Annotated in this window: 13 protein-coding genes; 3 read left to right on the top strand and 10 right to left on the bottom strand. The window is 53.8% G+C overall.

Going from position 1 to position 19,079, the window contains the following annotated elements; translation table 11 throughout:
- Positions 1 to 45: 45 nt before the first annotated feature.
- From ACR3E7_RS17120 to ACR3E7_RS17110, 3 genes are all read right to left on the bottom strand, one after another.
- Complete coding sequence (locus tag ACR3E7_RS17120; protein WP_480504988.1) at positions 46 to 1,035, bottom strand: HupE/UreJ family protein; 990 nt, start codon at positions 1,033 to 1,035, stop codon at positions 46 to 48.
- Positions 1,032 to 1,886 (bottom strand): peptidyl-prolyl cis-trans isomerase, encoded by an 855-nt coding sequence (locus tag ACR3E7_RS17115; protein ID WP_480504986.1) that lies wholly within the window; start codon positions 1,884 to 1,886, stop codon positions 1,032 to 1,034. Before ACR3E7_RS17115 ends, ACR3E7_RS17120 begins: the two co-directional genes overlap by 4 nt.
- A gap of 134 nt (positions 1,887 to 2,020) precedes the next feature.
- On the bottom strand, positions 2,021 to 3,943 hold the full coding sequence (locus ACR3E7_RS17110) for a DUF3604 domain-containing protein (RefSeq protein WP_170787030.1): 1,923 nt from the start codon (positions 3,941 to 3,943) through the stop codon (positions 2,021 to 2,023).
- Positions 3,944 to 4,634: 691 nt separating this feature from the next.
- On the opposite strand from ACR3E7_RS17110, the gene ACR3E7_RS17105 reads away from it, so the two are divergent.
- Entirely contained in the window at positions 4,635 to 7,955 is a 3,321-nt protein-coding gene (locus ACR3E7_RS17105) for an ATP-binding protein (protein WP_480504984.1), read from the top strand.
- A 171-nt stretch (positions 7,956 to 8,126) separates the two neighbouring features.
- Here the strand turns inward: ACR3E7_RS17105 and ACR3E7_RS17100 are convergent, their stop codons facing one another.
- A complete protein-coding gene (locus ACR3E7_RS17100; RefSeq protein ID WP_480504982.1) occupies positions 8,127 to 10,637 on the bottom strand; it encodes a CoA transferase in 2,511 nt (836 codons plus the stop codon).
- Between the two features lie 41 nt (positions 10,638 to 10,678).
- Positions 10,679 to 12,346 carry a GMC family oxidoreductase gene (locus ACR3E7_RS17095; RefSeq protein WP_480504980.1) on the bottom strand — a complete coding sequence of 556 codons (1,668 nt, stop codon included), beginning with the start codon at positions 12,344 to 12,346 and terminating at the stop codon, positions 10,679 to 10,681.
- 211 nt (positions 12,347 to 12,557) lie between these two features.
- Between ACR3E7_RS17095 and ACR3E7_RS17090 the strand changes: the two genes are divergently transcribed.
- Positions 12,558 to 13,469, top strand: a complete 912-nt coding sequence (locus ACR3E7_RS17090) for a LysR family transcriptional regulator (RefSeq protein WP_480504978.1) — start codon at positions 12,558 to 12,560, stop codon at positions 13,467 to 13,469.
- 430 nt (positions 13,470 to 13,899) lie between these two features.
- Here ACR3E7_RS17090 and ACR3E7_RS17085 read toward each other — a convergent pair whose 3' ends face one another.
- Complete coding sequence (locus tag ACR3E7_RS17085) at positions 13,900 to 14,844, bottom strand: alpha/beta hydrolase (protein WP_480504976.1); 945 nt, start codon at positions 14,842 to 14,844, stop codon at positions 13,900 to 13,902.
- A gap of 119 nt (positions 14,845 to 14,963) precedes the next feature.
- Here ACR3E7_RS17085 and ACR3E7_RS17080 point away from each other — a divergent pair, with 119 nt between their 5' ends.
- The gene (locus tag ACR3E7_RS17080) at positions 14,964 to 15,554 is read left to right on the top strand and encodes a TetR/AcrR family transcriptional regulator (RefSeq protein ID WP_170773700.1); all 591 of its coding nucleotides are present in this window, start codon (positions 14,964 to 14,966) and stop codon (positions 15,552 to 15,554) included.
- 307 nt (positions 15,555 to 15,861) lie between these two features.
- On the opposite strand, the gene ACR3E7_RS17075 is transcribed toward ACR3E7_RS17080, so the two are convergent.
- The 4 genes from ACR3E7_RS17075 to ACR3E7_RS17060 are packed head-to-tail and all read right to left on the bottom strand — an operon-like array spanning position 15,862 to position 19,011.
- Positions 15,862 to 16,596 carry an SDR family NAD(P)-dependent oxidoreductase gene (locus ACR3E7_RS17075; RefSeq protein WP_480504974.1) on the bottom strand — a complete coding sequence of 245 codons (735 nt, stop codon included), beginning with the start codon at positions 16,594 to 16,596 and terminating at the stop codon, positions 15,862 to 15,864.
- Positions 16,593 to 17,327, bottom strand: a complete 735-nt coding sequence (locus ACR3E7_RS17070) for an SDR family NAD(P)-dependent oxidoreductase (protein WP_170790580.1) — start codon at positions 17,325 to 17,327, stop codon at positions 16,593 to 16,595. The genes ACR3E7_RS17075 and ACR3E7_RS17070 overlap by 4 nt, the downstream gene beginning before the upstream one ends.
- An 8-nt stretch (positions 17,328 to 17,335) precedes the next feature.
- Positions 17,336 to 18,457: a mandelate racemase/muconate lactonizing enzyme family protein gene (locus tag ACR3E7_RS17065; protein ID WP_480504972.1), complete on the bottom strand. Its 1,122-nt coding sequence runs from the start codon at positions 18,455 to 18,457 to the stop codon at positions 17,336 to 17,338.
- Positions 18,454 to 19,011, bottom strand: a complete 558-nt coding sequence (locus ACR3E7_RS17060) for a TetR/AcrR family transcriptional regulator (protein WP_480504970.1) — start codon at positions 19,009 to 19,011, stop codon at positions 18,454 to 18,456. The genes ACR3E7_RS17065 and ACR3E7_RS17060 overlap by 4 nt, the downstream gene beginning before the upstream one ends.
- Positions 19,012 to 19,079 lie beyond the last annotated feature (68 nt).

The raw sequence follows: 19,079 nt of genomic DNA, 5'->3' as shown, positions 1-19,079 counted from the left end.
TAACGAACGATACTGGTACAGCGAACTTTGGAACATCATCACGATCTAAAAACCACTAACTCGTTCAATGAGCCAATACATCGACACTGAACCAATGCCATAAGCGGTAACAAGCGTTGCGGTTTGGCTGATCGGAAGTGCTGTGAACCGCCAAACCAAAACCAGAACAGCCAAAGCCCCGACAAAACTTAGTTGTCCGGCCTCGACGCCAAGGTTGAATGCAAGCAAGGCTTCAGGAATGTCGTTAGAGGGAAGCCCTATCTCGGCCAAAGCGCCTGCAAATCCAAGCCCATGCAAAAGCCCAAACCCGAAACATACGATCCAGGGTTTCTGTTTTGAAAGTCGGAACCGACCTTCGCCGCCCTTTACAATCTCCATCGCCAAAAAAACGATGGAAAGCGCGATAACGGCTTCGACCGGTGGCCCGGGAACATTTAAAACTCCGAGTGTTGCCAATGCCAGTGTAATCGAATGGGCAAGCGTAAAGGCTGTTACGGCTCCCACCAGCCTCCAGGGATCGCGGACTAGAATAAACAGCGCGAAGACAAATAACAGATGGTCCCAGCCTTCCAGAATATGTTCAAAACCCAACTGAAAATACGCGATGAAAACAGACCATGCTGTCTGTTCAGAGGGTATTCTCTGGACGGTAATATCTGAGGTGAAACGGAGTGTAGCAGACTCGGCCTGAAGGGGATGCCAGCGGAACAATACATCGTTTTTTTGGGTCTCCAGCCCTTCGATTGTAATGGATTGACCCGCGACATCCGCGCGGCACTCCACAATCCAGCTAGAAACCCATGCTCGCCCATCGGACATTGGATCAGGCCCGCTGGCAGGTGTACAGCTATCCGGTAGCACCACGTCGATCGCCATTGGCTGACCGTTCACGTCTGGCTTACGCCAATGAACACTCCAGGCATCCGGTGAGATTTGACGAATTTCTAGATATCCCGGATCAAGCGCATGTGCGGCTGCATTGCCGGCAGACCAGGCAAACAGCAGAGCATACAATAGGCCAAGTATGAATTTCATTTGGCCTGACCTGTGAAATCGGGTGCTATGATCTTATAATTGTCGGCAAGAGCCTCATATTGCGCTTGCGCCAGATCTTCGCTCATGACGCGGCGCCAATCCCGCAGCACTTCATCGTAGATATCTGGCAATGGAGGTATCCGGCTTGGCTCGATCTTCAGCAGCTGTACCAAGTGGACCCCGTAGCCTGATTGGATTGGCCCGACCCATCGACCTTCTTCGAGATTGACTAAACCATCGGAGAACCCGGTTCCGAAGACGGAGTCGATGACCCGCGTCGCGGTCAGCGGCATCGACGCAGGCAGCAATGTCGCGCGGTCCAAGTCGGATACCTCTTGTTCCGCTCGCAACGCGGACAATGCCCTTTCGATGTCGGCGTCACTTGGCTTTTCACCAAGAAAAACCTGAGTGAAGGCAATCTTTTTTGGTGTCGCGTAGCGGTCCGCATTTTGCTGGAGGAAAACTTCTAGATCTTTGTCTGCAGGTACAACTGACGTGGCCATGGCTTCGGTCAAAAAATCCATCTTTTGGCTCAGGCGCGATCTGATCACGCTATCCCTGCGATCCAGACCAAGCTTTCTCGCTTCCCTAACCAGAACCTCTTCGCGGATGGATGCATCGACCAAAGCCTGAAGCTCGGCATTGCTGGGCCGACGTTTCCACCTGGCTGCGAACTGTTCAGCTAACCGCGCGGCATCGCTTTCGCTTATTGCTATGGCCTCTGGATCTGCGATCAACTCGTCATTCGGAGAAACAATGTGAAACCAAATGAATATGGCGGCTCCGATCAAGAAGAAATGGAATAGAGGTTCTTTCACTATTCGCATGAAGGCTCCTGCGTGAAACGCCATCCGGCGATATGTTTTATGCTGGCTTCAGTCAGTTAAATTTTCCAAGGAATCGTAGCCCACGACGTTTTGCAGCTCAGGTGAGAGCAACGCGGCAAAGGTTGCTGCCTCATTCTTCAAACGCGTGCGAAGAAACGTCACTCTGCCGGTGTATACCAAATCGGCGAAGAGTACGCGCGTTCCTGATGCGTAAGCACCGCATCCTCTGGTAGCTCGGCACCAAACCTCAATTTGTCGTACAGTATCCAACGTGGCGTCGGGATTTCGAGCGCACGTACGTAGTAGAATGCGCGCGCATTTGGATCGAAATCAGGATCAGACCAAACGGTTACAAGTTCGGCGGTCCCGATTGTGTTGGTCCAACTTGCGGTTTCGGTATCCACCGTGTTGCCAACCGCAGGGATTTTGCCGTTTTGATCAGCAACTCGATCGTCCGACCATGCCACATCGTAGACCTTCTCCTGCAAAGCACCTTCGGAGTCCAGCCATCCCTTAATCACCTGCACACGATCCAGATTGGCCCCAACCGGGTCGCGTAATGCAGCGATCAGGAATGAGGGTGCTCCGTCGCCCTCATTAGGGCGCATGTCGGAACCCATTGGAACGCCCTTCGTGTAGCCAACATTTGCAATGAAGCGGGTTTCAACATCGGCGTCATTGAAATCCCATCCACCAAAGAAGCGCAGACCAATCCGTGGCCCCGTGGTCGCGTAGGTTTCGCGCCGCTTGAATGCATCGAAAATCGCCGCGCGCGTATTTTCAGTCGCCCAAACGGCCGTGTAGCCGGACGCGACGAGGAGGTCGCCGGGAATTTCGCCAAGATCATTGGCTATGAAAGGATGCTTGATCCTTGTGGCCGAAGGCTCAACGCTGACGGATTTTCCGAAGAAGTTATCTTCTTCGGCTGTCGCCAGAGATGTATGGCTGTCCGTCGCGCCGCCCATGCCGAACTTATAGGGGTTCACGCCGAACTTTTCTTCCAACATCAAGCCGCGCTTCAATGCCTCGCGGGCGTATTCACCAGCCAGCATGTCGTCGGTTTTAAGTTCAGAGATATCAAGATTGCCGACATCCCAGTTTTCGTAATCCGCAAATTCATCATCAGGGCTCAGGAAGGGATGCGCTTCGCCGTCGCCCTTGATCTGAGTGACCTCATAATGCGGCTCCCATTTAGCGCGGGCAGCGACGTATTCTTCGTCAACCTTTCCACCGTGATAGGTGTCTTCGGTTGGGAACATCCATCCATTTGACAAGTTGCCATTATGAGCGAATGCAACCGCGCGCCCGCCTGTTTTCTGCTGATACTCTTCAAGCCAAGCATAAAGCGCCTTTGGATCTGTATCACCATAAGGGGGTTGCGTGACCGGAGGTACCATCTGAAGCGCCCTGATAGGCCCATCGCGCAGCATAACGTTCCGGTGCAGGTTGAAACCTTTCGGAACCGACGTCCACTCGAACCCAATGAAAGCGGTGAAATTGCCAGGGTCGTTGTGTCGTTCTGCCGCCAGAACGATATTTTCCCAAGTAAAAGCAAAAGCATCAGCGCCCGGACTGTATGATTCAAGCAAAACTTCCGGCAGAGTCATCTGTGAGAAGTTGGTTATAATGTCGAATGCAGCCTTGCCAGCTTCTTCTCCACCCGCTTTGTAACCTTTGTACCACTCCAATCCTTTTGGATCGGCGAGAACACCGGGTTTGCCTGCCTGCAGATCAGGAGCAAATCCCATCAAGTCTGTGTGGTCCGTAAGAACCATCCAATCCAAAGGCCGGGCCAGTCTGACAGGCTGGCCCGTCGAAGAAATGACTTGCTCACCTTTGGCAAAGCGCCAGGCTTCGTCCGGCAGCAGAGTGTTGCCAAAGGCTCCGGCGTCCAATGAAAGTCCCGTATGAAGGTGAGTGTCCCCCCATAAGGGGCGTTCCGGGAAGGATCTGTTGGCATAGGGAGAATAGGGTTGCTCCGAGAACAAGCCCTCGGCAGCCTCTTCACTTGGGACAGCATCGGCGAAGGCACTAACCGGCGTCAATCCTAGAGCTGTTAAGCTTAGAAGCATACGAAACATTGTGACCTCCCAAATCAATTTTTACCCGGCAGCGTTGGTGATTTACGTCGCATCGGACTAATATTCGCATTTCTTTATATCATATTGATTTTGTTCTTCGGAAAGATTCTTGTTTCGTTGTGACGGAGCTAGAAATGAGACAGGCCAAAGACCCCTTTCCTAACATAGTTCAAATGACAGTTTGCCAATAAACTAAGGTCTTTATCCTACCAATCTATATGGTTGGAACGTTGCTGGTCGATTTCCTTAAAAAAGACTGGACGGTCATCTCGTTCTTGACGCCCGTGAAAGCTTCCTACTGACAATTTGGAGTTTATCTGAGAATCGACTCTCACGTGATTGAGCGTCAATCGCAGCACGACATTACATGACAAACGACCGTAAATGGCTGCAGTTTATGGGAGAAGAGTTCTTTCGTCGGTGCGATGGCATAGGTAGAGTTCCAAATCATCGACCACATTGGGAACAGTTGAAGCGGTTCGCTTGGATCCGACTTTGCATCCAGTAACACGTCAAGAGAGCCAATGAAGCCCTTGACCTCTTACAAAACGGTAGTCTTCATTAAACAAGAAACTGATCATACTGTTCGACAAATGAGCCACCGGTCATTTGACGGGTTAAGTTAACAAGGAGATGCTTGCTCGCAGTGCGCATTCAGAGATCCTGCTCCTAACGCAAGCAATACCAATTGATGTCCGAAACAGCGTCTTGGCTAAATAAACATGGTTTGTCCAAGTATGCCGCCGCTTTTGCCGAACATGAAATTGAACTTTGCGACCTGTCTGAACTAACTTACGAAGACCTTATTACCATCGGACTTCCCTTGGGGCCGAGAAGGCGTTTTCTGAAAGCCGTTCGCGCCAGCATGGAAATGGGGCAGCGCCCGCCCAGCAATAGCAACAGCGCCGAGATCGTGGCTGAGCGGCGACAACTTACTGTAATGTTTATCGATCTTGTCGGTTCAACGGAAATAGCGCAAAGCGTCGACCCGGAAGATTTGGCTGATGTTCTTCGACTTTTCAAGGAAACCTGTGCTGCGGCCGTTGCAGCATTTGATGGCCATATTGCCAGCTACTATGGCGACGGGATTATGGTTTTCTTTGGGTTTCCCCACGCCCATGAAGACGACCCGGAGCGCGCTATTCGTGCCGGACTGCGCATCATTGATGAGATGCCAGATGTTCGCACCCACGCGAAACTCAACGTTCGGATTGGGATAGCAACCGGGTTGGTTGTGGTCGGCGATCTGCGCGGCGAAAAGATGTTTGAAGACGGAACGGCGATGGGTGAGGCACCCAATCTGGCCGCGCGTCTTCAAGCGATGGCGGATCCGGGTACGATGATCATCGCCCCAACCACTCATCAGCTGGCGGGTGAAGCTTTTAAATACGTTCTGCGCGGTGCGTTTAAACTCAAGGGTTTTGCTAAGGAAGTCGAAGCCTGGCAAGTAACCGGGGAGCGGGAAACAGTCAGCCGATTTATGGCGATCGACAATATTTTGCTCAAGCCCTTGGTCGGTCGCACCGCGGAATTGGAGGCGCTGAACGACAATTGGGCTTTGGCCGGTGATCGCCGGGGTCAGGTTGTGTTGGTGTCAGGTGAGCCGGGAATTGGCAAGTCGCGGCTGGTAGAAGAATTTCGGCAGAACATCTCGGACTTGCCCCACAAGCAAATGCGATATCAGTGTTCTCCATATCATTTTGCGACTTCCCTGCATCCCATCATTCGCCAACTTGAGAATGCAGCTGATCTTCGCGCGGACGAGCCAAATCACGTTAAGCTTGAAAAAATCCGCGGCGTGTTGAGCGATCAATCGGACGATGCTTTGAAGTTGGCAGGATCCCTATTGTCTGTTCCGTTTGAAGATCATTTGGGGCCTATAGATCTGACACCGCAGCAGATCATGGAACAGTCGCTGGAATTGTTGCTGGACAATCTTGCGTCAGAGGCTGACGGTCCTCCAGTTCTCTTCCTTTTGGAAGATGCCCACTGGATTGATCCAACAACCAAATTGCTGCTTGATCGGATGGTGGATCGAATTCGCAACCTTCCGGTGCTGGTCGTCATGACCTTCCGGCCCGAGTTCGATCCAGGTTGGACACTGCAATCCAACCTTACGAAGGTTGATTTGAAGCAGCTAAACTTTCGACAGGTAAAGAGCATTGTTGACGAAGTCGCCAAAGGCGAGATGGTCGCTGAAGAGATGTATGACGTGGTCGCGGCAAGATCCAACGGCGTGCCGCTATACGTTGAGGAGGTGACGAAAGATCTCCTTGAATCTGGCGTCCTGACCAGGGGAAGGGACACCTACACGATGGGCGGGGCATCGCCGGCAAACTCGGTGCCCAGTACGTTACATGATGCATTGATGGCACGCCTTGATCGCCTGAGCTCTGCCAAAGAGGTCGCCCAGATTGGCGCTGTAATAGGCCCTCAGTTTACTTTTCAATTGATCTCAAAAGTGGCGAACGTAGGCGATGGTGCGTTGCGCGCAGGACTGGAACTTTTGGTTGAGGCTGGCATAGTAACAGCGTCTCGTTCAGAAGGTTTTGAAACCTTCAGCTACTGTCACGCCCTTATTCGTGACACCGCTTACAACAGCCTTCTAAAGCGGGAACGTCGGGTTCTACACTCTCGTGTCGCGCAATATTTGAAAGAAAAGTCGGCTCATACGGGTGATGCAAGCCCGGAAATTCTGGCTCATCACTACACCATGGCAGGCATGTGTAAGGAGGCAGTGGACTATCGTTATCTTGCAGGCCAGCGGGCAGTCCAGCGATCCGCTAACATTGAGGCAGGCACGCAATTGTCCCTGGCGATTGAGCAGCTTGGCGAAATGGATCAAAGTATCGAGCGGGACCGCAAGGAAATTGAGGTTCAGGTTCTCAAGGCCGGTGTCTTACGAACGACCGCCGGAATAGCCGCCGACGAAACCGGTTCTGTTTACGAAAGAATACGCGACTTGTGTGAACGCGTTGAAGAAACAGAGCAGCTATTTCCAGTTCTGAATGGTTTGTATTCCTTCCATTTGGTGCGCGCCGAGTATGATTTGGCCAGGAACGTCGCGGCGCAATTGCTGGATCTGTCGACCTCGACTCGTGAGACGCAGCATCAGATGGTGGCGCATCGCGCAATGGGCGCAGTTCTGTTTCATATTGGTGATCTGGAGCCCGCATACGATCATTTAAGCAAAGCACTCGAACTCTACAGCCGGGAACGTGATGCACATCTGGCTTACATCTATGGATCCGACCATGCGGCGATTACGTCGTGTTTCCTAAGCTTGGCAATGTGGATGCGCGGGGACCCAGACAAAGCACTTGAGGTGCAAATGCTGGCGGTTTCGGGTGCAAAAGAGCTGGAGCATGCTCATAGCATCGCACAGTCTCTAACCTATCTGTGCATGCTTCATCTGCTGCGCCGAGAACCCGACATGGTGCTGGAGATCGCAAAGCAGCTTGACGAGCTTTCAGCCAAGCACTCATTCACATTCATGTCTTTGACTGCGACCTTGTGGCGAAGCTGGGTGAAAGCCCATGTTTCGCCAAACCAAGAATCGATCGATGCGTTACACGAAGCGTCGATAGCGTGGTGGGAGAGTGGTGCGGGAAACTACAAACCATTCTTTCTGACACTGTTGGCGGAACTCACTTGGAACATAGGTGACCGAGATAGGGCCCTAAATTTTCTGGCTCAGGCTCGTGAACAACAGCAGTACACAAATGAAGGATGGGCCCGATCTGAGACGGATCGAGTCTACGCGCTGGCACGTTGCGACAATGAATTGGCAGAAAAAGAATTTCGTGGGGCACTAGCTACTGCAAGAGAACAGAAAGCAAAGATGCTTGAACTTCGAACATCCGTAGATTTCGCAAAACAATGCAAACTATTTGGACAGGCGCATAGGGCGATATCTGATGTTCGCACTGCTTTGGATGGGATTGCTGGAGGTGAGACTACGATCGATGTGATTGAAGCAGTCAAGCTCCTTGATCAACGACCCGCAAACTAAGTTTCTTGTTTTCCTGGGCATTGCGCGGCTCTATCGCTTGCGAAACTCTTTCGGAAGAAATGCGCGCTGCAACGGTCGCAAAATTAGCTGTACTCTATGTCATCCCAGAGCCGCCAATCGCAAAAAGCAAGCTTGCCCCTGTGCCCTGCCACAAGCGACCTTGCCATTCGTTTAGCTCGGCAAATATTCCGCACTCCACGACTCTGCAACATCGCCAGATTTGATCATCACTTCGATGGCCTCCTCCACATAACCGAGTTCACCGAGGATCATGCGGGTTGAAGTGCCAAACTTCTCGGATGGCTCGACTGCAAATACCTTTGCACGGGTTGGGCGCACTGCGTAGGGGTCAAGTTGTGTTACCTCATGACCGCTGGGGTGGTCGGGGTAAATCGAGAAAGAGTAGCTGCCATTTTCAGTGCCCGGTGTACCATCCGCCTCGCGTGAATTCCTCGCGCGCAAAGCGTCGAGATTTTCGCAGATTGCCACGCCGATATCAGCCGATTGCAGTTTTTCCACCCAATCCGACGCAGGAAGGGTTTGGAATGCAGTCGCAAGATAGGCGGCACGGTCTTCTTCTGGCAGATCAGGCAGTTCCTCTAGGCCCTCGACTTTTCGGAACCGCGGCAGATCGGCTTCGTAGGCACTGAGCAGCACATAGCGCCCCGACGCGGTACTATAGAACCGTGTCAGAGCATCATAGCCATTTGCCTCGGGGCCCGACGGTTCGTCGAAAAGCCCTCGCCCCTTGTAATCAAAAGCAAAGGGGATTTGCAGAAGACCGCTATTAGCATTGAGCGAGGTGCGACCGCGCCCAATCCGACCGAAGCGGTATTTCTGATAGAGTGCTGCGGCCACTCCAAGTGCGCCACCAAATCCGCACATAACGTCGATCGTGCCCACATGGGCGTGTTCCTCTGGTCGGTCCATAGCACCACCAAAGCGCAGCATGATACCGGTTGTCGCCTGAACCAAGTCATCGTAGCCGATGTAGTCAGTACGCGTGCCCCGGCGCACGCCGCTGAAACAATCGAGTTTGCAGAACAACGCATCCGGGTTGAGTTTGCGCAGGTTGTCAGCATCAAGACCCATTTTCTTGATCTGATTGTCCGGTGCGTTCCAAACGATAACGTCGACGGATTTAACAAGATCCTCGAAAACCCGGCGTCCGTGATGAGAGGTGATATCTGCTAGAATGGAGCGCTTGCCGCGCATCTGGGACATGCCATAGATGACGGTGTTCCAACTGTCATACATCGGCACGGAGGGGTCGAGCTTGATCACCTCGGCCCCGAACCGCGCCAGATAACTGGCCGAATGTGGGCCCGCGATCACATTGCATAGGTCCAGAACCCGTACGCCGGTTAACCACCCTACTTTCGCGGTTTCTTCAGAAGGGTCTGGGATCTCGGTGCGGTGTTTCTTCAATATTTTCAGCGCTTCGTCGAAATCGACCCATCGACGGGGTTCCGGCTGCAATGCCTCTTCGCCGCTCTCTTCCATCCAGACCACTGGGCCGGGTTGCGTCATATCACCATAAATCGGGTCGTGAACGTCGATCATCAGACCCGAAGTCTCGGCGTATTCGTCATGAATCCATTCCTGTAGCCAGCGCTGCGGCGCTCCGGGGATCAGGCCCCGGCCGAACATTTTTTTCCATTCGTGCGATGTGCGGGTCATAAAGACCTCTTTCATACGCGCCGCGATTTTATCGGCCCAGAATTTGGGCATCGGATAGACCCCGAGTGAGGTGTCGTGCGACCATTCCGACCAAGGTTTGTATGTGTCTTCTTCCGAAGTCAGCCCGTCAGCAACCAACTCGTCATAAATGCCGAGTACTTCCAGACAGCGACGGGCGTGGTTCTTGTGGCTGGGGCAAACGACGTAGAACATGCGCCCGTCCTTACACATGTAACTGCGGAAGAACGGGTCCAACAATTCCTGCAGTTCTTCATATGCAACGTTCATCGGCAGACCTTCGATACGCCGACGTTCAATCTCGACCTCGCGCTGGGTCAGATAGCGCTCGGGCATGTTTTCTACCTTGATCGAGTTGTAACAGAGCCCCTCCATCACGGCGGCTGCCAGCGGAACTTCGATCTGGTCGCCAAGACCTGTTACCTGCCGTGATTGCAAAGCCAATACCGTAGCCGACGCGGCGATCTGCGAGGCATAAGCCGAGGCAAGTGGCAGGGGAGAAAATGACGGGTTCAGCCCCATTAGCACTCGGTTTAGCCCCATGTCGGTAAATACGCCCGAACTTGCCGCGACGATGCTTTCGTAGGCCCGAAGTTCGCGCCGTTCTTCGTCATTTGATGCAAAACCGGGGATCGAGATCGTGATCAATTCGGGCCTTTCTTCGCGCATCGCGGCAAAATCCATTCCAAGCGCGGCCAACTTACCCGGGCGGAAGTTCTCGACGATAATATCGGCCTCGGCGCAGAGCGTTTTGGCTCTCTCCAACCCCTCTGGCGTCTTGAGGTCCAAATTAACGATCACCTTGTTCCGGTTCAGTGCAGCATTTGCCGGGCTGTCCCACATCGGACCGCTGGGCGGATCAATATGCACCACGGTTGCCCCCAAATCGCCCAGCAACATTGCGACGGCAGGGCCCGCGATATACTGGCCGAAATCGACGACCTTCACACCGGCCAGCGGAAGATTGGAAAACGAATTGCGCATGGATCCTCCGGGAAACTTTTACGTCCGGATGCTGACAGGTCTTATTGACCCGCCAGCATCCAGCCCGCGGCTTTTTCTGCGATCATGATAGTGGGCGAATTGGTGTTACCGCTGGTAATCTCTGGCATGACCGAGGCATCAACCACACGCAGACCAGCCACCCCCTTCATGCGTAGATGCGGGTCAAGAACGGCGGTTTCATCGTCCTCGCGCCCCATTTTGATCGTGCCGACAGGGTGAAAGATCGTGCTGGCGATGTCGCCTGCCAACCGGGCAAGTTCCTCGTCAGTTTGATATTGGATACCCGGTTTGAATTCTTCCGGCTCGTAAGCTTCCATCGCGGGCTGCGCCATGATTTCGCGCACCTGCCGCAGGCTTTGGGCGGCAACTATGCGGTCTTCGTCTGTGTCAAGATAGTTGGGCGAAATCTGAGGTGGCTGACGGAAATCCGAAGACGCAATACGGACATGCCCGCGACTGGTCGGATTCAGGTTACATACACTGACGGTAATGGCCGGGAAGTCATGTAGGTCTTCGCCAAAGGCTTCAAGGCTCAGCGGCTGGACATGATATTCGAGGTTGGCATGAGGGCGCTGAGGATCGGATCGAGTGAAAGCCCCCAGTTGGCTGGGCGACATGCTCATCGGGCCAGACCGCTTCAGCACATATTCCAAACCGATCTTGGCTTTGCCTACCAGAGAATTGGCCAAGGTGTTCAGCGTCCGAGTGCCCTTTACCTTGTATACCGCTCGTATTTGCAGGTGGTCCTGCAGGTTCTCACCAACGAAGGGCGCATCCATTGCTACGTCTATCCCGTGCTCTTTGAGAAGCGCCGCTGGGCCTATTCCGGACAGTTGCAGGATTTGCGGAGAGTTCACGGCACCCGCCGACAGAACCAACTCCTTTGAGGCTTGGACCGTAACGGGCTGCCCTTTGTGGTGGACAACCGCGCCGGTGCAACGCAACGCGGTGTCTTTGCCTTTCTCAAAGGTCAGTTTCTCGACCTGCGCCTCGGTCCAGATCGTCAGATTTGGGCGTGACTTGGCCGGGCGCAGAAACGCCTTGGACGTGTTCCAGCGCCAGCCCGAGCGCTGGTTGACGTCGAAATAGCCCACCCCGGCATTGTCGCCCGTGTTGAAATCATCCGTCTTGGAAATGCCGTTCTCAACGGCGGCATCGGCAAAACTGTCCAGAACATCCCAGCGCAGCCGCTGTTTTTCGACCCGCCATTCGCCACCATGCCCGTGCAGATCGGAAAACCGGCTGTTGTCACCAGTGCTCGGGTCGGCGCCATCGTCTAGCTTGTAGTGGTTCTCATGAGCCTTAAAGTCGGCCAGCGAGTTGTCCCAACTCCAGGCCTCTTCACCGGTGAGCTTGGCCCAATTGTCATAGTCGCGGGCCTGACCCCGCATATAGATCATCCCGTTGATCGAAGAGCATCCACCCAGCGTCTTTCCGCGCGGATACAGCAGGCTGCGACCGTTCAGCCCCTTGGCTGGTTCGGTTTTGTACATCCAGTCCGCGCGCGGGTTGCCGATGCAGTAGAGATAGCCAACAGGGATGTGTATCCAAGGATAGGTATCGGCCTTACCCGCCTCAAGCAGCAAAACTCGGTTCTTGGTGTCGGCGCTCAGCCTGTTGGCCATCAGGCACCCGGCCGATCCGCCACCAATCACGATATAGTCGAACCTGTTTGCGCCGTCAGACATCCGTGTCGTCCACCTATTCAGTCGTTGCTTCGCCTTATGCGCACCGGAAAGGAAATGGATTCCGATTTTCTTGTACGCGACCCTTTCATTTACCTCCGAAGTTCGGGAGGCTGTTCACCTGGCCCCGCATCATTGGCTTCACTGATCTCTGCGCGAGAGGCACACAAAAATCTAATGACAATTCGCACAATGCCATATTAGTAAATTTTATATGGACCGGTTTTCGAATATTAACACCATTCTGGCCTTTGTAACGGTGGCCCGTGAAGGCAGCGTTTCCCGCGCAGCCGAAGTGTTGAACCTTACCCAGCCGGCCATCAGCCATCAGATCAAGCGACTTAGCGAAGAGACTGGACTGACGCTGTTCAACCGAACCGCAACTGGGTTGCAGATCACCCATGACGGCGCTGCGGTTTTGGCAAAGGCGCAACAAGTCCTCGATGCAGTCAGTGATTTCCAACGCAGTGCCCGCCAGCGTATTGGTCGTTTGAGTGGAAAACTGACGATCGGCACGATCGTCGATCCGGAGTTCATACGCTTGGGCCGTCTGTTGGCGCATCTGCGATCAGAGCATCCTGATGTCGAAACCGAGTTGGTACACGGGGTCAGCGGGGACATCCTGACATGGCTCAGACGGGGTCGCGTCGATGCCGGGTTCTACCTGTGTGGACCCGACGACCTTTCCAGTATTGGGTCGGACGGCGGTGATCCTGTGCACGCCATAAAGCTGGCCGATTTTGTGTATCGCGTGATCGGGCCAGCTGGCTGGCAGAAGCAGGTGGAAGAGTCCGACTGGCCTTCGCTTGCAGCCTTGCCTTGGATTGGCACTCCCGAAGCCTCTGTCCACCATCGCTTGCTGGCCAAGATTTTCGAAGATCAGGCCAGCCGCCCGAACGTGGTCGCATTGGTGGATCAAGAAGCTTCGATGCTTGAAATGGTGAGATCCGGGATTGGCCTGAGCCTCTGCCGCGATTCCATCGCGCTTCATCAAAAACAATCCTTTGGACTTGCCGTCTGTAATTCTGTTTCAGTTCCTGCGTGCCTGTGCTTTGTGACGCTAAAACGGCGCAAAGATAACCCGATGATCGCCGCAACATTCGACCTACTAAATCGGTCCTGGTGATCGCACGAAGCGGACGGAGCCTGATGTGTCAATGGACGCTACTTTCACATTCCTTGTGAACATGGTGCGGGCTGGAACCGGGCAAATGATTAATCCCAAGCTGGTCGAGCTACGGCGAAGACCAAGCGAACGGCTTTGTTTGCGCGAAAACTGCGTCCATAGATATCATTTCAAAGCTGTCGCTTGACGCCATCGGTCGACGTGAAAACAAAAATATTCTATTTTATAACTTGAGGATACGCGGGATTGAAAACAGCAACACGCGTCACTTCAATGGTTGCAACTTCTTCGCGGAAAATCCCGAAACGATGATCGAGGTTTTTTGCAATCGCACGGGATGACGATGAGATTTCTGCGGGACCGTTCACGCGATCCCGCAACTCATCAATCGAAAATGCAGCGGTCGCGAAAGGGCCTCTGCCTTTACAGTTTATCTGCCGAAGAACTCAGCGACCGCGTCAGTCGACGCCTTTACAGCTTCAGGTTTGTAGTAGAAGTCCACGTGGCTGAATTCATCAAAGGCCAGTTCCTCGTGTTCATTTGTCAGCTTCTTAACAAACTGGGTTGAACAAGGCGCGGTGAAAGCCGTTTTGCTGTAGATGGTCAGTGACGGCTGCACGATTTTGTCGGCATAGGCTTCGCCGATGGAGATCAGCGACTGCATGCCCTGGTCTCCGATATGCATGTTGGTGTAGGTCGGAACCGCGACCGGGCCTTTGACACCATCACGCCCGTAGTAGTCATAGGATTCTCCGGCCATCGGATTGACGCCTGATCCGACAAAGTCTTCGCGGGTTTGCTCATCATTCAGCCCAAATGGTGCGACATAATCGGGCTCGCCGGTTTCATACATCTTCTGCATCGAGGCGTTCGAGGCCGCGATTTGCTGATTGACCATGTTGCGGTCGGTCCATTGAAGATCGTCTGCCGCCATCATGCCCGACACCATTGCAATTTTCTTGATGCGATGGTCCGTCACAGCTGCCGATGCGATGATGGACCCGCCTTGACAAACGCCCAGACCGTAAATCTCGTCAACAAACGGCAGCGTGCCGAGAAAAGACACGGCGTCCCAAGTGTTTTCGATCAGACGGAACATATAACGCGACTGCTTGTACTCCCCCGGCAGCGCTGGGGAGACGCCCATGCCGAGGTAGTCGAAACCAAGGTAAATGAACCCGCGCGCGGCCATTTCCGGTCCGTAAGTTGCCGGGATTTGGTCCTTGACCTGCGGGAACGGACTGGCACCCACGATAGCCTTATAGGTCTTTGTCTCTTCAGAGCCTTCGGGCAGGTACAGATCGCCCGCCAAATCCACGCCAAAGGATTTGAAGGTGACTTCGGTTTTGCCCGCAGTGAAATTTTGGGTTGTCATGGTCTTGTTCCTTTCGGGATCAGGCATCATTGCGCCTTGCTAAAGTAAATCGTTGTGTTTACTTATGGTGAATAGATGATGTTTGTAAACACATCTTTTTACTTTTTGAGGTTGAAATCGTGAAACGTACTGAAAAAAAACGAAAAGATATTATCGATGCGGCCATCGATGAGTTCAAAGAGCAGGGGTTTCTGGGGGCGAAAACAACTTCAATCGCCAAAAAAGCGAACGTATCGAGTCGCACGCTCTACAATCACTTCGAAAGCAAAGAAGCGCTGTTCGATGCAATCTCAGAGATCATGTTGGAACAGAACCGGCGCATGGAGCCGGTATCCTATGACCCTGCTCGCGACTTTGCCCAGCAACTGAAGGATGCTTTGTGGCGCTACGTCGAGGTGATCACAGAAGAAACAGCTATTGGACTTAATCGAATGGTTCTATCTGAGCTGATCCGTGACCTTGATCGTTCCCGGCGGTTTTTCACTGAGACCGAGTCCCATGACTACCCAATGACAGGCTTGATCAGTGGAGCTATGGACGCAGGCGTCATCCGAAAAGCTGATCCGGCCTTCGCAACCAACCAGCTTTTGGGGCTGGTGAAAAACTTCTTCTTCTGGCCAGAGTTCTTCCTCGGTCAGAACCCGACATCAAAGAATGTTTTGGACGATTGCGTTGCTATGTTCCTCGCGCACTACAAAGCGGACGTTTGATTGGCGATCGCCCGCTTCGTCCCACGATTTGTGAGTCCGTGAGAGTCAGCACTTTGCTCGCGCTGCGAAGGGCCAGTCGGGTGAGCAGCACCGCAGCGATTGGAAATCTCGACCAATGACACGTTTGGGACGTGAGGAATTTCTAGCAATTTTGCCGAAGGCGTGGATGCTACGCGGCATCCGGGGCTGGCAATGAACCCAAAGTGCTAGATACTGCGGTTCGCATAAAGGTCCGCTGCTTAAAGTGCGGTTGAAAGAGTGTTTGAAATGCGAAAATTTGTTTAGGCAATAGTCGGATCAGCAAGCCTTAAGGCAGGCTGAGTTTACTCATTCTACCACCGTCGATCGTGTAGACCTGCCCTGTTACAAAACTGGCTTCACTTGACGCCAGAAATGCGACCAGTGCGGCCACTTCGTCGGGTCGCCCGGTTCGGTTAACCGGATGAATTCCGCCGATCTTACGTCGGAACGCATCAGGCTCTGGCATCGAATTCACGAAGTCTTCGTTGAGTTCCGTGTCGATCCATCCGGGTGCTACAGCGTTGCATCGGACTCCTTCCTCTCCGTGATCCACAGCGACAGACCTAGTCAGGCCGTGCAGGCCCGCTTTTGCGGCACAATAGGCCGTGTGACGAGGATTGGATCCCAAACCTTCAATCGACCCAGTGTTGACAATGCTCCCGCGTGTTTTGCGCAAATGGGGGAGCGCGGCCCGGATCATCAAGAACGGAGCCGTTAGATTCAATGCCAGGCTACGTTGCCAATCCTCAATGCTCGTGTCTTCGATTTTGGCCTCCTGCATCATACCGGCATTGTTAACGAGCACGTCCAGTTGACCGGCACGCCCAACCACTGTCTTGACGACCTCGGCGGGCAGCTGCGGATCGCACAGGTCCGCGACAATGCCTTCAAAGACCTCATCGGTTTGACGTTGCGCCGTGAATACACGCGCACCCTCCTGCCGCAGTCGTTCTGCAATGGCGAGGCCGATGCCAGATCGACCACCGGTGACCAGTGCGACTTTCCCTTCAAATCGCCTCATGAGACTGGCTTTCCACCATTCACCTCAACAAGTGCGCCGCACATGTAACGCGCTGCGTCGGAAGCCAAAAACAAAACGACATCCGCAATGTCCTGGGGTTCAGCTATCCGGCCGATGGGGACAGTGGCCCCTAGTTCAACCACGGCAGTGTCGGGGTCATAACCGCGCTTTTCAAAGCCGCTACGCAACATGGGCGTGTTCACTTCATTTGGGCACACCGCGTTGATCCGAATGCCCTGATGTGCGTGGTCCATTCCCATGCATTGGGTCAAAGATGCGATTGCCGCCTTGGTCATACAATATAGCGCGTGGTTCGGGCCTGGAGCTTTTCCACCCCAACACGAAGCTGTGTTTACGATCGCCCCACCGCCATCACTGGCCATTATCGGGATTGCTGCCCGACAAATGCGAAAGGGGGCTTCGACGTTAACCGTGATCGAGAGATCCCAATCTGCGTCTGTCGTCTCTGTTACGGCACCGCGTGTAATAACGCCTGCGTTGTTGATTACGATGTCCAGGCCGCCGAGCGCAAGATTGGCAGCCTGAGGGAGGGTATCTGCATAGTCAGCCTGCGACAGATCACCCGGCAGGTGAGCGTCAGCATCAATGCCATCAACATTTCGATCCGCCGCGGCCACCAACGCCCCTTCGGCCCGCAAGTTGGAAACGATTGACGCCCCGATCCCACCAGCTGCGCCTGTGACCAGTGCTTTTTTGCCTTCAAATCTCATATCCATCCTCACGCTTGGAAGCTGGCAACAGGATCACCAAATATCTCGGGATTTGGGGTAACGCCGAGACCCGGACCTTCGGGTAGCGCGATAAACCCGCTTTCGATGCGAATACCGTTTTCGGGGTCATAGTGCCCGTCGATGTAAGGTGCGGCCACCCATGCTCCTTCGCAAAGGTCGGGGCGCACGGTTGCTGCAACATGGACACAAGCCGCCGCGATAATGTCGCCGCCCCAGGCATCGTCGCAGGTATGCGGCAGGTTGCGGGCTTCGCAGATATCTCGGAAGCTGCGCATGTTGGTCAGTCCTCCGATGCGCGTGACCTTCATTCCAAACCCGTCTACTAGGCCGGCCCCCGCTGCGCTGATCACGGTATTCAAGTCAACGCTGCTTTCATCCACGTAGATGGCGTGGGTGACTTGCGGGCGGATCTTTTGCAAGTCTTCGACCGTGTTGCAGGGCTGTTCCATAATGAACGGAATGTCGGGGCATTCGCGGCTCACGCGCAGTGCATCGCGCGTTGTCCAACCTCGATTGCCGTCAACCGCAAGACGCATTCCTGAGTTCTTGATCTGCTCCCATACTTTCCGGATCGTTTCGATATCCAGCTCGACCGGACGCCCGCCAACCTTCACCTGAAGGCGCGGATAGCCCTCATCGCGCTTATCAGCAGCGAGCCGGGCGATCTCATCCGGAGCACCCACACCTGTCGCATAGTAAGAGGGTACGCGTTCCGTCACAGCACCCCCGAGGAAGTCTGCCACTCTTATCTCAAGCAACTTGCCCAACAGGTCGTGCGCTGCGATGTCTATCGCCGCTTTTGCATAGTTGTGGCCATTGAGCAGGCTGTGCATCTTTCGTTGCAACACCAATGGCCAGAGCGGCTTACCGATCAAATCTTGTGCCATATGTATCAAAGCCGCGCGTGCGCCAAGCGCATGCGCTTCGGCATAGGTGGGGCCTACCGGGCAGGTCTCTCCCCACTCTTCTGTCCCATCGGTCGCTACAATCTTCACCAGTGTTGTGTCCAGCGCCCAAACTTCGGCATTGGCCATCGTATAGGGTCCATTCTTTACCGGCAGATTGTGCTGATAGATATGGATCTCTTCGATTTTAGGACCGTGACTCATGTAATGTCTTCCGTTTCCAGCACTTTGCGGGCTGCAAGAAGCGCAGATTGGGTGGCCGCCGCAGGACCCCTTAAGCGGGCCACGTCAGTCAAACCTTCGTGCAAAAGAAACAAGGTTTCGGCTGCGTGGCGCGTGTTCTGGTCTGGAGCAATACGTTCTAAGCGGAGCTCAAACTCATTCGCCAATTTGAGCTTGTGCGCCTTAACCAGATCGGAGATTGGCGCGCTGTTGGGGTGCTCCGCCAGTGCATTCAAAAATAGACACCCAGTGTTTGATACATCACTCAACCAGTCACCCAGTCGCACAAGCGGGTACAATACATGGTCAATGCCCTGTTTCGGACCACCCGAAAGCCACTCGAAATATGCAGCGTCCCGATGCTCCAACGCGCCAACAATCATCTCTTCACGGCTCGGGAAATGCTTATAGAGCGTGCGGATCGAAACATCTGCACCTGCACGCAATGCCTCGACCCCTAGGCCCGCGAAACCCAACTCCGAGAATTGTTGGTGAAGGGCACGAGCTATCTTTTGTTTGGTTCCAATCATAAACATAGTGTAGAGCGTTCGCTCTACCATCCGCCTAAAAAAACGTCATGCGCGTGCCGGTTCGCGACGTTTTA

The sequence above is a fragment of the Ruegeria sp. BK1 genome (genome assembly GCF_056535645.1).
Note: the sequence above shows the minus strand (reverse complement) of the source record. Positions and strands in the feature narration are given on the sequence as shown.

Excerpts from the sequence above, each read along its gene's own strand:
- ACR3E7_RS17120 (WP_480504988.1), bottom strand. The coding sequence starts at position 1,035 with ATGAAATTCATACTTGGCCTATTGTATGCTCTGCTGTTTGCCTGGTCT.
- ACR3E7_RS17115 (WP_480504986.1), bottom strand. The coding sequence starts at position 1,886 with ATGGCGTTTCACGCAGGAGCCTTCATGCGAATAGTGAAAGAACCTCTA.
- ACR3E7_RS17110 (WP_170787030.1), bottom strand. The coding sequence starts at position 3,943 with ATGTTTCGTATGCTTCTAAGCTTAACAGCTCTAGGATTGACGCCGGTT.
- ACR3E7_RS17105 (WP_480504984.1), top strand. The coding sequence starts at position 4,635 with ATGTCCGAAACAGCGTCTTGGCTAAATAAACATGGTTTGTCCAAGTAT.
- ACR3E7_RS17100 (WP_480504982.1), bottom strand. The coding sequence starts at position 10,637 with ATGCGCAATTCGTTTTCCAATCTTCCGCTGGCCGGTGTGAAGGTCGTC.
- ACR3E7_RS17095 (WP_480504980.1), bottom strand. The coding sequence starts at position 12,346 with ATGTCTGACGGCGCAAACAGGTTCGACTATATCGTGATTGGTGGCGGA.
- ACR3E7_RS17090 (WP_480504978.1), top strand. The coding sequence starts at position 12,558 with ATGGACCGGTTTTCGAATATTAACACCATTCTGGCCTTTGTAACGGTG.
- ACR3E7_RS17085 (WP_480504976.1), bottom strand. The coding sequence starts at position 14,844 with ATGACAACCCAAAATTTCACTGCGGGCAAAACCGAAGTCACCTTCAAA.
- ACR3E7_RS17075 (WP_480504974.1), bottom strand. The coding sequence starts at position 16,596 with ATGAGGCGATTTGAAGGGAAAGTCGCACTGGTCACCGGTGGTCGATCT.
- ACR3E7_RS17070 (WP_170790580.1), bottom strand. The coding sequence starts at position 17,327 with ATGAGATTTGAAGGCAAAAAAGCACTGGTCACAGGCGCAGCTGGTGGG.
- ACR3E7_RS17065 (WP_480504972.1), bottom strand. The coding sequence starts at position 18,457 with ATGAGTCACGGTCCTAAAATCGAAGAGATCCATATCTATCAGCACAAT.
- ACR3E7_RS17060 (WP_480504970.1), bottom strand. The coding sequence starts at position 19,011 with ATGTTTATGATTGGAACCAAACAAAAGATAGCTCGTGCCCTTCACCAA.